Source organism: Roseomonas chloroacetimidivorans, from assembly GCF_049629625.1.
Taxonomy (GTDB): domain Bacteria; phylum Pseudomonadota; class Alphaproteobacteria; order Acetobacterales; family Acetobacteraceae; genus Roseomonas; species Roseomonas chloroacetimidivorans.
This window is the reverse complement of record NZ_JBNBZS010000117.1, coordinates 1-12,870: the sequence shown is the minus strand read 5'-3', so window position 1 is coordinate 12,870 and position 12,870 is coordinate 1. Positions and strand designations below refer to the sequence as shown.

Sequence of the window (12,870 nt, the reverse complement as noted above, 5' to 3'; positions counted from 1 at the left end):
TGCGACGGTCTTTCTCACCGGGCGTCGTGCCGAAACGGTGGAGATGGCCGCCGCCACAATCGGCCGGGGAGCACGCGGCCTCGTAGCGGATGCCAGCGTGGCGCAAGATGTGGCGGCGGCCGTCGCCGCGGTGCGGGACACGCATGGCCGTATCGACGCACTGGTGCTCAATGCCGGGATCTCCGAACCGGCGCTGCTGGCCGAGGAGACGCCGGAGCATGTCGACCGGCACTTCCTGGTCAATGTGCGCGGCCCTGTTCTCGCCTTCCATGCGGCGGTCGGCGCCATGGACAAGGGCGGCTCGGTCGTGCTCATCGGGTCGATCGCGGACTTGGCGGGCATTCCCCACTACGGCACCTATGCCGCCACCAAGGCGGCCCTGCGTTCCTACGCGCGCACCTGGACCGCGGAACTGGCGCCGCGCGGCATCCGCGTGAACGTCGTCAGCCCAGGCCCTACCGATACTGCGATGATGGCGGCCACGACGGATGAGGTGCGCGCGGCCCTTGTCGGGCAGATCCCGCTCGGCCGCATGGCACGCCCGGAGGAAGTTGCGGCGGCAGCGCTGTTTCTCCTGAGCGACGAGGCGAGCTTCATCGCGGGCGCTGAACTCTGTGTCGATGGTGGGATGCGGCAGGTCTGACCTGTTACGGGCCAGCGGAGTACACGCGCTCACGCAGCCGTCGGTCGCTCGCAGACCGGCGGCCCTTCGCCCGGCGAGACCATCCAGACGCAGGGTGGTATGGCCGCTTTCAGGCGGCCGGTGACACTATGCGGAGGACCGGAATGGGCGCGAAGCTGCCATGGCTAACGCCGATTACGCGCGGCCAAACTGGCTTCCGCGAGTTGGCGGGTGGCAAGAGCCTGGGTTGGCAACATCAGCGCTGATGCTGCTTGGCAATCTGTCCACCGTTTGGTGTCCGTGCATCGGCCTGAAGTCAGACACAAATCATCTTAACCCTACTTCGGGATTTACAGTCCGGGTAAAGCGAGCGAGCGAATCGCTGGACAGGCGGCCCGCATGTTCGCTACATGTTCCACCATGATGGATGGCAGCCTGCCCTCTACGAACGCTCAGGACCGTGCCGCACCCGCGGCCTGGATCCTCCGTTCCGTTCCCGCTCCGTCGTCCCTCTCCATAGCTGTCCGGATACGTTGCGCGGTGGCCTGACGCCGCCGCGTTACTGCGCCTTCCCGCGCCCACCGACAGCCTGGAGAACACCCATGTCCTCGCTCGATACCGGGCCTGGAGAGCGCGTCCACGACGCGCTGCTTCCCGCGGCCTCTCGCCCACAATCTGCTCCTGGAATGCGTCTTGATCCTTCTCCTTCGCAACAGGAGGGAAGGCCGGTCACACCTACGACTGAGTTAGAGATTGGCCAGCGGATCGGCCGCTTCGTCTTCCTGCGGGACGTCAACGGGATGGCCCATGCCCTCGCGGCCACCTCGGTCGCGGCGCTGTACGAGGTGGAGGGAGACAGCTTAATCGTGCTGCCCGGCGGCCGCCTCGTCCATGTTCCGTACACACTGCGGACCGTCCTCTCCTGGCTCGAGATGGGCCGGTCATGACGCGCTCTCCTCCGTCGGCCCTGTCGATAGGCCGTTTCTAGACTTCCGCGGCACTTCGCCGCGCCGTGTCCGAGAGTTGCCTCGATCAGGAGAGAACCCATGATCGCCATTGCTGCCCTGGTTCTGCACCCTCGCACACCCGCTGCGATCACGGTGGAAACGCACCTCGTGCATGACATGGCCCGGGGCCGGGAAATACCCGGCCGCGATCTCGATGCCCGGCCGGGGGTGCTGAGGGATGGCCCAGCATTTCCTGAGGTCCCCGGCCGCCCGCGACCTGACGCTCCAGCAGGTCCTGAATATGCGCGAGGACCAGGCCTACCGGTGGTTCTACCGCGCCCGCTGGCCTGACGGCACGCCTTGGTGCCCGCACTGCGGCGCGAAGGGCGCGTACCATCTCACGCGCAACGGCAAGAAGGTGAACCGCTTCAAGTGCGTGCAGAAGGGGTGCCGGCGCGAGTTCACGGTCACCTCCAACACGCCCTTCGCGCATCATAAGCTGAGCTTCCGCAAGATCCTGACCGTGGTCGCCCTCTTCTCTCAGGGCGTGAAGGGCAAGGCCGCCCTTGTGATCTGCCGTGAGGTCGGCGTCGCCTACAAGACGGCTTGGGCTCTGCTGATGAAGATGCGCGAGGCCCTCGCCGCCGAGCGCGAGACCGTCGAGTTGGACGGCGCCTATGTCGGCGGCAAGCCCCGGCCGGAGAACCGGGCGATTGATCGGGTGGACGGACGCGCGCGCGAGAACGCCGCGCCTGCTGACAAGCAGGTCGTCACGGCCCTCCGGCAGCGCCCTCTCGGAGGAGAGCCGGACAGGACGCTGGCGTTCGTGACGCCCGGCGAATCGGAAGCCTACATCCGCGACATTGTCAGGCGGCATGTCGGACCAAACACCGTGCTCCTCTCTGACGAGCACCCGGCCTACCAGAGCCTGAAGGAGCTCAACCGGTACTCCACAGTGAACCATAAGCAGCACTACTCGGCGGGCCGGGGCCTCAACACCAACCTGGTCGAGAGCTACTTCACGCGTCTGCGCCGGTCCGAGAGAGGGATCCACCACAGACTGGCCGGACGATATCTCGATCTCTACGCGGCCGGTCTGGCATGGCAGGAGAACAACCGTAAGCTCAGCTTCCGGCGTCGCACGGAGTTGCTCCTCAGCCAGGCCATGGGACAGCCCCAGAGCCGATACTTCACTGGGTACTGGCAGGGTCACTATCCTGAGCGTGCCCTGGGCTGGAGGCTGGCGGAGCCGTAGTTCAGCCCGATCCGCCTCGGCTCTACGGGCTTGCGATCATCCAGAGGACGGACCGCTCATGAGGCTCGCGGATCCGTATCACGCGCTTCTTCCTGGCCTCCTCGCCGAGGCGGGCCGAGGCGCGGCTGACCACGGCGCAGAGTTCCGCACCTTCCAGCCGGAGGCCTCGTTGCTGGAGGGCGGCCATTACGCAGTCCGAGGTCGAGAGCGGCCGTCCTGCGGCCCGCAGGACGGCCAGGAGACTCGGGACGAGGGGTTCTCCGGCAACTAGACCCCTGGATGACAGGCGGTGCCGCCCGCCGGGCTCCTTCTCCGGCGCGGCTCGGGCCGAGATCTCGGCGAGGCGATCATAGGCCTCGCGCACGGCCTCGCCCTGCGGGACATCGGCCAGGATCAGGCGCCTCCGCTTTCCATCCACCTTAGGCGGGATACGGGCATCGTCCCGAGGCGGTCCCAGCATGGCGGCGCGTGCCGCGACGATGGCCTGATCCGCCGGCTTCCGCTTGGTAGGGAGCCGAGCAGAACGGGCGGGCAGGTTCGTCGAGGAAGGCGCTGGCAGGGCAAGCGTCGTGGCGGCGGGTTGCTCCTGCAGGCCTTCCGCGATGGGAAGCAGATCCGGTACCGGCTCGGCTTCGGCAGGGGCGCCCAGATAGCGCGAGATCACCTCTGCCGCCTTCCGCAGCGTCGCCATATCCAGCTCGACCTGGGAGAGCTCCTGAAGCAGACCGGCCCGGCGACGCTCAAGGGCAGTCCAGGTCCTGCCGTAGTCAGATGCGTGAACGTCCAGCATGCGAGATCCCTGCCCGAGGAAGCAGAGCAGGATAGAACAAAAACAGGAGTTTAGCTTGTGGACACTGCGGCCTCATACCGAAACATCTGGTGCAAAGGGATCATCGGTGTCCACAGAATTGGCTCTTCCGCAGGAAGAATGGATGATACTGTTTTTGTGGGTCCAGGCGGCGCCCAGCCCCTTGCCTTGTGGGCGTCGATGACCGGGCCCTGCGCAAAGGTGAGACCTACGGGACCATTCTCGTCGACTTGAAGCGGCGGCGGGTCATCCGCCTGTTGCCGGACCGGAGCGCGCCGACACTGGCCGACTGGCTCAGGCGCCCCCGCGGAGTCCGGACTGTCGCCCGTGACCGCTCGAGCGAGTACTCCCGCCGCATCCGGCTCGGGGCGTCCCCGGCCGTTCAGGTCGCCGATCGCTGGCACCTGCTGCTGAACTTGCGGCAGATGGTCGAGCGTTGGCTGGCCGTGGCGCATGGACGGCTCCGTCGTCTTCCGCCCATCCCCGGTCGGCTACCCCGTCCTGTAAGGCAAACGGCCGCTTTCCAGCCCAGCCGGGCCGAGAGGGCGGCCAGCACTAACAGCCGGGCGCGCTGGCACGCGCTCTACGACGAGGTCCGGCGCCGCCATGCCGCCGGCGAGCCGATGCTCACCGTCAGCCGCATGGGGCTGGCTCGCGGGACGGTGCGGAAGTTTGCGCATGCCGAGCGCCTTCCGGAGTGCGCTGTCCGGGCACCCGGCCCCAGCATGCTGGACCCCTACCTTGCCCACCTGGAGGCACGCTCTGCGGCGGGCTGCGAAAACGCCACCGCGCTGTGGCGGCAACTGCGAGAGCTTGGATTCCCGGGCACGCCACGGCCGGTGCACCGCTGACCGGGCCCGAGGCGCAGGGCGCCATCGATGTAAGGGCTACATCGCAGGCGTGAAACGCAACCCTCGCCCGTTCCCTGAACTGCCGCCGGCAGTTCGCCGGCGCTCCCCTCGCCAAAGCAGTCGGCTTGGCTCCTTACGCGAGTACCCGACAAACTCGGCGCGGAAGAAGGCGAAGCCTTCACGCCTCGAGCAGGATGCCCGAGCTGCGACTGTTTGTACGCTGATTTGCCGACTCGCCGAACTTCTGCGTGACTGCTGCATCAGCAGCAAGGCACCATGCCGAGCCCTGCTCACCACGTTCAAAGCTTGGTTCATCGACGCCTCAGCGAGCGGTGCGGCCGCCGTCACAGCCTTTGCTGCGGGCCCGCAGCAGGACGGCGCTGAGGTAAGGGCCGGGCTCACCACGCCGCGGGGCAGCGGACAAACAGAAGGACAGGTGGGCAAGCTGAGCTGCTCAAGCGTCAGACCTTTGGGCGCGCCAAGTTGGACCTGCTGCGACGCCGGGTGCTCCTCGCCGCATGAACCACGCTTCCTGCGGAAGAGCCACAAAACCGGGGTAACTTTATCAGGACCCTTGATTAGAATGAAGTAAGTATACTAATTGTTGCGCGCTACTGAAGAGCTTGAGGCAGTCTGGGATGCATGAGCGGGACGGTGTAGTGGTTGTGGGGGCAGGTCCGGTCGGCGCCGTCATGGCCTTGACCCTCTGTCAACGTGGATTCCCCGTCACGCTGATCGAAGCTCATCCTGGTCCGGTGGAGGATCAGAGGGCAGCCACTGTCCACCCACCGACAGTCGAGATGCTCGTCCACATGGGCCTGAAAGAGCAGGCCTGGGCTACAGGCCTGCTGTCGCCACTCTTCTATTACATCGACCGCGTGACAGGGGAGCGCGTTGCCGCCTTCGATGTCAGCGTCCTCGAAGGGGAAGTTGAATATCCCTTTGTGCTGCAATGGGAGCAGTACAAGCTGGTGCTCGCCGCGCTCGGTAAGGCGGCCGAGACGGGGCTGCTGACCACCCGCTTCTCCGCACGTTTGCTGTCCTATGAACAGACGGCGGACAATGTGCGCGTTACTGTCAACGTCGATGGTGAGGTTGAGGCGCTTGACTGCGACTGGCTGATCGGCGCAGATGGCAGCCACAGCACGGTCCGGAAGCTGGCGGGCATCGAGTTCGAAGGCTTCACTTGGCCGGAGCGCTTCATCAAGATTGGTACAACCTTCAACTTCCTTGAAGCGGGCAGGAACTACTGCACGCGCAACTACTTCTCCGATCCGGATGAATGGCTGAACCTGTTCAAGGTGAAGGGGCCAGGCGAACCGGGGATCTGGCGCGGCATCTTCCCGGTGCCACCCGAGGAGTCCGACGAGGATGCGCTGAGTGCGGAGGGTGTGCAGCGCCGCCTTCAGAAGTTCCTGCCCAAAAGTGGCGACTACTCCATCGCCTATCACGCGCTCTACAAGGTCCATCAGCGCGTCGCGGCGACCTTCAATTATGGGCGGGTCCTGCTTGCCGGGGATGCAGCACATGTGAACAATCCGATCGGCGGCATGGGAATGAATGGGGGTATCCACGATGCCGTCAATCTCGCCGAAAAACTGGAGGCGATCCGCGACGGCGCGGCGGAGTTGTCCGTGCTGGACCGCTACACGCGCCAGCGCCGCAAGGCGCAGACCGATTTTGTTCAAGCCCAGTCGGTGGCAAACAAGAGGTCTCTCAGCGAACGCGATCCGGTGAAGCGGCGCGAGCACCTGGACGGGCTGCGCCGAATTGCCGGGGACCGGGAGCTGCATAAGGCGTTCCTGCGGCGATCCTCGCTGATCGACAGCTTGGTCAGCGCCAATGCGGTGCAGTAGCGCCATGGCCCATGGCGAGATGAAGCAGGGCGATTGGGTCGGCGCGCGCGTGCTGCGCCGGGAAGACGAGCGCTTTCTGCTCGGCAAGGGGCAGTACGTTTCCGACGTCCGCATGCCCGGCATCGAGGAGGTCTGCTTCGTCCGCAGTCCGGTCGGGCACGGCATCCTTCATGGTGTCCGCAAGCCCGCCGGCCTGGAAACCCAGGTCTACGACGCTTCCGATCTCGGCCCCTTCGGCAACCTGCCAGCAGGGCCGGAAATTCCGGGCTACCGGAATGTCGCCTATCCGCCGCTTGCCACAAGTCGCGTGCTGTTCGCCGGACAGCCTGTAGCTGCCTGCGTCGCGCCCACGCGCGGCGAGGCGGAGGACCTGGCCAACATGGTCGAGCTGGAGGTGGATGAGCTGCCGGCCGTGACCGATACGGTCCGGGCGATGTCTTCTGACAGCCCCATCATCCATGAGGGATGGCCGGACAACGCCTACATCGTCAGCGGTGCGACGGCAGGAGATGTCAGTGCCGCGGCCGATGGCTCCTTGCGGATCACGCGCCGCCTGCGGATGAACCGCCAGTCGGTGGTGCCTCTAGAGGGGCGCTGCGTGCTCGCCTATTGGGACCACCGGCTCGATGAGCTAGTGGTTTATCTGTCCACCCAGGGTGCACATGTCATGCGGATCGGGCTTGCGCAGAGCCTGGGCCTCTCGGAGCACAAGGTGCATGTGATTGCCCCGGATGTCGGCGGGGGCTTCGGCGGCAAAAACCGCCTGACACCGGAGGAGATCGCGGTTTGCGCCTTGGCCCTCAAGCGGGGCACGCCTGTGCGCTGGATCGAGGATCGGCGGGAGCATCTCATGGCCGCCCCGCAGGCACGCGAGCATGTTTATGATTTGACGCTGCATGCCGACCGCGAGGGGACGCTGCTGGCGCTGGAAGGTGACGTCTATATCGACGGTGGCGCCTATCCGCTCTGGCCCACGGGCGCCTTCGCCGAGGCGAGCATGGCCGTGCGGAACCTTACGGGCGCATATCGCATCCGCAACATCCGGTTCCGGAACTTCACGGTTGCGACCAACAAGCCACCCATGGGGCCCTACCGTGGCGTGGCACGTCCGGGGGCGTGTTTCGCCCTCGAACGCCTGATCGACGAAATGGCGCGCGAACTCGGCATGGATCCGGTGGAACTCCGGCGCCGCAATCTCGTCTCTGCGGCGGAAATGCCCTATGTCACGGCCGCCGGCATGAAGCTGGATACTGGTGATTACCCGGCCGCGCTCGAGGAGGCGGTACACTCGGTCGATCTCGCAGGCGTCCGGCGGCGCCAAGCGGTGGGTGAGTCCGACGGGCGCCGCATCGGTGTGGGCTTCGCCATCTATACAGAGCAGAGCGGGCACGGGCTGAAGGAATGGGCGCGGCGCGGCGCTCGTGTGATGCCGAGTTACGAGACCTGTACGGTTCGCATGTTGCCTGATGGCTCCGTTCAGCTTCTGGTCGGCATCCAGAATCACGGGCAGGGGCTTGAAACAAGCCTTGCCCAGATCGCCGCGCATGAGCTCCGCATGCACCCTGCGCGCATCGCGGTGCGGCATGGCGACACGGCGGTAAGCCCCTTCGGCTTCGGCACCTTCGCTTCCCGCTCGACTGTTTTCGCGGGCGGGGCGGTGGCGCGGACCTGCCGTATCCTTGCCGAGAAGCTGAAGCGGATCGGCGCCCATTTGCTGCAGGCCGATCCGGCTACCGTGCGGCTGGAGGATGGTGCGGTCCATGGAAGCGGCAACGCCGTACCCTATTCGGAGATCGGCCGCGCCGCACATGTGCGGCAGGAGATGATGCCGTTGGGCGTCGATCCGGTGTTGGAAGCCACGGCAACCTATGAACCCGAGGATTCGGCCGGCACCTTCTCCTACTCCGCACATGCGGCCGTTGTCGCCGTGGATCCCTTTACCGGCATGACCGAGGTTCTGGACTACGTCGTGGCCGAGGATTGCGGCACGATGATCAATCCGATGATTGTGGACGGCCAGGTCATTGGCGGCGTGGTCCAGGGTATCGGAACGGCGCTGCTGGAAGAGGTGCCCTATGACGAGGCCGGGCAGCCGCTGGCGACGACCTTCGCCGACTATCACATGCCCTGCGCCTCTGAGATGCCCAACATCCGTATCTCGCATTTCGTGACGCCGTCCCAGATCACCGAGTATGGGGTGAAGGGCATGGGGGAGGGGGGCGCGATCGCTCCGCCCGCCGCGATTGCGAATGCGCTTGCCGACGCATTCCTTGACGTGGCGGCGCAGTTCAACGAGACGCCCTGCACGCCACGGCGGGTTGTGGAAGCGCTCGATCGGGCGGGGTTCGCCCTATGAAGCCGCCGCCCCTGGATTATCTCCGCCCGGAGACGCTGGGCGGTGCCTTGGACGCACTGCGCGCCGGACCGGAGGTGACAGTGATCGCCGGCGGGCAATCGCTGCTGCCGATGCTGAGCCTGCGGGTGACGAGCCCCTCGCTGTTGGTCAACTTGGCACGCCTCCCCGAGCTCCGCCTCTCCGAGGCGGCGCCGGACGCGATGCGGATCGGCGCGGCCACGACGCATGCGGAGATTGAGGACGGCAAGGTGCCGGATCCCTCCCGGGGCATGATGGCGGCGGTTGCGGCCGGCATTGCATATCGGGCCGTGCGGAACTTCGGTACGATCGGTGGTGCCGTCGCACTCTCCGACCCGGCAGCGGACTGGCCGGCCTGTCTTGTCGCCCTCGGCGCAGCCGCAATCCTCGCGGGGCCGGAACGTGAGCGCCGCATGCCGGTCGCGGACTTCGTGCTCGGCCCTTATACAACGGCTCTGCAGCCACGCGAGGTCGTCCTGGCCTTCGAGATCCCTGCTCTCGGCCCACAGGCCAGGTGGGGCTGGAAGAAGCTGGCTCGCAAGAGGGGCGCCTATGCGGACTCGATCGGCGCCGTGGTACGCCCTGGCCTGGGTGCCGCGCCGCGCGTGGTCCTGGGGGCGACGGGGGACCGCCCGTGGCTGCTCGACCGCGTGTCCCGGGTCATGACGGAACAGGCTCTCTCAAGGCCGGTCCTTCGCGAGGTGATCACGGACGAGATCCGCACCTTCGATCCGAGCATCGACTCCTATCGTCTCCGCTGCCATGTTGCGATGGTGGAGCGCGCGATCTTTGAGGCATCCGCTCCATGAGCCTCATTTCTCTGACGCTGAATGGAAAGGTGCGGACCCAGGAGGTCGCGCCCAGGGAGACATTGGCGGACTTCCTCCGGGAGGGCTGCAACCTGACCGGCACACATATCGGGTGCGAGCATGGGGCGTGTGGTGCCTGCACTGTCCTTGTGGACGGGATGCCGGCCCGGTCCTGCATCCATCTGGCCGTGATGGCCGAGGGACGTGACGTCCGCAGTATCGAAGGATTGCGCGATGATCCGGTCATCGTCCTTCTGAGAAGGCATTTTCACGAGGCCCATGCGCTGCAATGTGGATACTGCACGTCGGGTATGCTGGTGACGGCCCGCGACATCCTGCTGCGATTTGAAGCGCCGGACGAGGCCACGATTCGCCGGGAGCTCGCCGGCCAGATTTGCCGCTGCACAGGCTACGTCGGGATCGTTGAGGCGATCCGGCGTGCCGGGGCCGAGCGGTCCACTCAACCCACCTGATCAGGAACGCCGGCCGAATGCGCGTTGACGCCTATACGCATCTATTTCCGCCCGGTGGCTATATGCAGCGGGTGATGGACCTGGTGCCGGATAAGGGGCCGGTGAAGCGTTGGCTCAACCTGCCCACGCTGTGGGATGTCGAGGCGCGGCTGCGTATGATCGACAGCTTCGGTGACTACCAGCAGGTTCTCGCGAACACGATGCCGCCGATCGAGAATGTGGCCGGGCCCGAACTGACGCCCGAACTGGCGCGGATGGGGAATGACGGGTTCGCCGATCTCTGCCGGCAGCGCCCGGACCACTTCCCTGCCTTTATCGCGACCCTTCCGATGAACAATCCGGAGGCGGCCGTGGTGGAGGTGGACCGGGCCATCTCCATCGGCGCCTGTGGCTTCCAGATATTCAGCAATGTGGCAGGTAAGCCGCTGGATCTGCCGGAGTTCTTCCCGATTTTCGAGCGCATCGCGCATCATGGCGTGCCGATCTGGCTGCATCCGGCCCGCGCCGCGAACTTCTCCGACTACAAGTCGGAAGCAAAGTCGAAATACGAGATCTGGTGGACGATCGGTTGGCCTTACGAGACCAGCGCTGCGATGTCGAGGATTGTCTTCTCCGGCATGTTCGACAAGCTGCCGGGAATCAAGATAATCTGCCACCATCTCGGCGCGATGATCCCGTACTTCGAGGGCAGGTTCGGGCCGGGGAACGATCAGCTCGGTACGCGGACGGACGACGAGGACTATGTCGCCCTGCTTCATTCGCTGAAGAGGCGGCCGATCGACTATTTCCGCATGTTCTATGCGGACACCGCCCTGTTCGGCTCCGCAGCGGGGACCCGGTGTGGCCTATCCTTCTTCGGTACGGACCGGGTGGTTTTCGCCTCCGACTGCCCCTTCGACCCGGAAGGCGGATACCAGTTCATTCGGGACACGATCCGTGTGCTTGACGAGTTGGAGGTTTCAGACACTGACCGCAAGAAGCTCTTCGAGGGCAACCTACGGACGCTGATCAAGATCTGACCTGTTCATAAGCGGCATCAGAACCGCCCAATAACGCCAGCTATCGGCCAAGCAAGGATATGACGATGCACGACCATGCTTCTATCCTCACCGGCCGCCGCCAGCTGCTTGCGGCAGGCGCAGGTCTGTTCGCCGCCGGGCTGACGCGGCCGGCACTGGCCCAGGCGCAGCCCGAGACCGTCCGGTTCAGCTGCGATTTTCGCATCTATGGCGGAACCGCGCCCTTTTTCTACGGCGTCGATAAGGGCTTCTTCCGTGAGGTTGGGATCGATGCGAGCGTCGATGGCTCGGCGGGCTCGGCGGATGCGGTCACGCGCGTTGCCACGGGCGCCTATGAGTTCGGCTGCGCCGATATCTCGACGTTGGTCGAGTTCGCGGCGCGGAACCGCGCGGCGGCGCCGAAGCTCCTTATGCCGATCTACGATCGCTTCGCGGCCGCAATCGTCAGCCCAAAGACTCGGGGCATCACGACACTTCAGGCGCTCCGGGGGAAAAATCTCGGGACCGGGCAAGCGGATGCTCCGTCGCGGATCCTGCCGGCCCTGCTGAGGAAGCAGAACATCGATCCTTCCTCGATCAATCGGATGATGGTCGATGTGAAGCTGCGCGATTCGATGCTGCTGCAGGGGCGCGTCGATGCCGTGGTCGGGTTCGACTACACCGTGCTGTTCAACCTGCTCAGCAGCGGGCTGAAGCCGGAGGACACGAACCTTATTTATTTTGCCGATAATGGGTTCAACTTCTATGGCCAGGGCTTGATCGTAAACCCAGCCGTTTTAGAGAGGAACCCGGACCTCTGCCGACGGATGGCGATCGCAGTGACGCGCAGCTGGCTGGAGTCCGCGAAGGACCCGGAGACGGCCATTGAGAGCGTCATGCGACGTGAAGCGCTGTCCGACCGGTCCGTAGAGCTTGCGCGACTGAAATGGGTTTTGGACAAGCTCATCCTGACGCCGAATGTCAGGACGAACGGTCTGGGCGAGGCGAGTGCCCAGCGTCTCAGCGATGGTATCGCCGTGCTCGCGGAGGGCTTTCAGATGGAGAACCCACCGAAGGTGACGGATATTTTCGATGGCCGGTTCATCCCGGATATCGCGTTGAGGCGGGTGGGCTGAAGCTTCACGACAGGCGGAGGATGCGGCCAGCGCTCGCCGGTCGCGCCGAGGGGGATATTGGATGCCGCATCAGGACCGTTCCCGCGAATCCCGGCCCGAGGTCGACGACGCCGGCCGTGCTTCTCGTGGGGGCTTGAACGGCGTCCGGAGGCCCTTCGTGGAGATTGACGATGTCTCCATGCGGTATGGAGGCGCCGAGGGCACGCTGGCGCTGCGGCATGCCAGCATGCGGATTGGCAAGGGCGAGTTTGTCGCGGTGGTCGGGCCTTCAGGCTGCGGCAAGTCGACGCTGATGCGGCTGGTGACGGGCCTTTGGCCCTGCTCGGCGGGGTCGGTGATCGTGGCGGGCAAGGAGGTGGACGGCCCGCTTTCCATGGCCGGCATGGCCTTCCAGGCGCCGACCATGCTGCCCTGGCGGACGATCCTGGAGAATGTGATGCTGCCGCTGGAGGTGGTGGAGCCGCATCGCCGCCGGCTGCGCAGCCACCGGGCCGAGTATGAGGAGAAGGCGCGCAAGCTGCTGGAGCTGGTCGGGCTGAGGGGCTTCGAGCACAAGACGCCGCACCAGCTTTCGGGCGGCATGCAGCAGCGCGCCAGCCTCTGCCGCGCCCTGATCCATGATCCGCAGCTCCTGATGCTGGACGAGCCCTTCGGTGCGCTGGACGTGTTCACCCGCGAGGAACTCTGGGAGCAGCTGGCCGAGGTCTGCAGCATCCTCAAACCAACTGTCATCCTGGTGAC

11 protein-coding genes and 1 pseudogene are annotated in these 12,870 nt (G+C 65.5%); 11 read left to right on the top strand and 1 reads right to left on the bottom strand.

All coding sequences use genetic code 11. The annotated features are described in order from the left end of the window. The 3 genes from ACO1BU_RS33200 to ACO1BU_RS33190 all read left to right on the top strand — a co-directional run. The coding region (locus ACO1BU_RS33200) for an SDR family NAD(P)-dependent oxidoreductase (RefSeq protein WP_424140208.1) at positions 1–643 on the top strand (643 nt) is incomplete at its 5' end. A gap of 581 nt (positions 644–1,224) precedes the next feature. After that, the gene (locus ACO1BU_RS33195) at positions 1,225–1,569 is read left to right on the top strand and encodes a hypothetical protein (protein WP_424140207.1); all 345 of its coding nucleotides are present in this window, start codon (positions 1,225–1,227) and stop codon (positions 1,567–1,569) included. A 238-nt stretch (positions 1,570–1,807) separates the two neighbouring features. Next, positions 1,808–2,824, top strand: a complete 1,017-nt coding sequence (locus tag ACO1BU_RS33190) for an IS1595 family transposase (protein ID WP_424140206.1) — start codon at positions 1,808–1,810, stop codon at positions 2,822–2,824. Between the two features lie 22 nt (positions 2,825–2,846). Here ACO1BU_RS33190 and ACO1BU_RS33185 read toward each other — a convergent pair whose 3' ends face one another. Continuing rightward, positions 2,847–3,614 (bottom strand): hypothetical protein, encoded by a 768-nt coding sequence (locus tag ACO1BU_RS33185; RefSeq protein WP_424140205.1) that lies wholly within the window; start codon positions 3,612–3,614, stop codon positions 2,847–2,849. Between the two features lie 167 nt (positions 3,615–3,781). Here ACO1BU_RS33185 and ACO1BU_RS33180 point away from each other — a divergent pair. From ACO1BU_RS33180 to ACO1BU_RS33145, 8 genes and pseudogenes are all read left to right on the top strand, one after another. After that, a pseudogene (locus ACO1BU_RS33180) lies at positions 3,782–4,480 on the top strand (transposase); the annotation flags it as partial. Positions 4,481–5,121: 641 nt separating this feature from the next. Further along, entirely contained in the window at positions 5,122–6,339 is a 1,218-nt protein-coding gene (locus tag ACO1BU_RS33175; protein WP_424140204.1) for an FAD-dependent oxidoreductase, read from the top strand. Beyond that, positions 6,326–8,695, top strand: coding sequence for a xanthine dehydrogenase family protein molybdopterin-binding subunit (locus ACO1BU_RS33170; protein WP_424140203.1), 2,370 nt, complete (start codon positions 6,326–6,328; stop codon positions 8,693–8,695). Before ACO1BU_RS33175 ends, ACO1BU_RS33170 begins: the two co-directional genes overlap by 14 nt. Further along, positions 8,692–9,522: an FAD binding domain-containing protein gene (locus ACO1BU_RS33165; protein WP_424140202.1), complete on the top strand. Its 831-nt coding sequence runs from the start codon at positions 8,692–8,694 to the stop codon at positions 9,520–9,522. The genes ACO1BU_RS33170 and ACO1BU_RS33165 overlap by 4 nt, the downstream gene beginning before the upstream one ends. Further along, positions 9,519–9,995 (top strand): (2Fe-2S)-binding protein, encoded by a 477-nt coding sequence (locus ACO1BU_RS33160; RefSeq protein WP_424140201.1) that lies wholly within the window; start codon positions 9,519–9,521, stop codon positions 9,993–9,995. Before ACO1BU_RS33165 ends, ACO1BU_RS33160 begins: the two co-directional genes overlap by 4 nt. A gap of 17 nt (positions 9,996–10,012) precedes the next feature. Next, positions 10,013–11,014, top strand: a complete 1,002-nt coding sequence (locus tag ACO1BU_RS33155) for an amidohydrolase family protein (RefSeq protein ID WP_424140200.1) — start codon at positions 10,013–10,015, stop codon at positions 11,012–11,014. Positions 11,015–11,073: 59 nt separating this feature from the next. Beyond that, positions 11,074–12,129 (top strand): ABC transporter substrate-binding protein, encoded by a 1,056-nt coding sequence (locus ACO1BU_RS33150; protein WP_424140199.1) that lies wholly within the window; start codon positions 11,074–11,076, stop codon positions 12,127–12,129. A gap of 157 nt (positions 12,130–12,286) precedes the next feature. After that, a partial coding sequence (locus ACO1BU_RS33145; RefSeq protein WP_424140198.1) for an ABC transporter ATP-binding protein occupies positions 12,287–12,870 on the top strand: 584 nt, incomplete at its 3' end.